This is a genomic window from Pseudomonas sp. Pse79, from assembly GCF_024519615.1.
GTDB classification, from domain to species: domain Bacteria; phylum Pseudomonadota; class Gammaproteobacteria; order Pseudomonadales; family Pseudomonadaceae; genus Aquipseudomonas; species Aquipseudomonas veronii.
This window is the reverse complement of record NZ_JALJRR010000084.1, coordinates 1-254: the sequence shown is the minus strand read 5'-3', so window position 1 is coordinate 254 and position 254 is coordinate 1. Positions and strand designations below refer to the sequence as shown.

Sequence of the window (254 nt, the reverse complement as noted above, 5' to 3'; positions counted from 1 at the left end):
GCAGCCCCGTCTCCCGATCCAGATACTGCCCCTGAAATCGCAGGTTCTGCTCTTCAATAAAATACGCTTCGCGCACCTCCTCCAGCGCGTTGCCCCACACCCGATAAGTCGCGCGCCAGACGTTGTGCCCGTCGGTTTCAGTCAACTGTTCCGGCAAGCCGCTCAAGTCGTTGTGGTAATAGCGCACGCTCTGGTGTTCGCCCACGCCATCAACCCGGGCCAGCGGCGTATAGCCATCGTCCTCATAGAGATAC

1 protein-coding gene is annotated in these 254 nt (G+C 59.4%); it reads right to left on the bottom strand.

Translation table 11 applies throughout. From position 1 onward, the window contains the following. Nucleotides 1-254, bottom strand: a 254-nt coding sequence (locus NR164_RS30335; protein WP_256823680.1) for an RHS domain-containing protein, incomplete at both ends; no start/stop codon positions are given.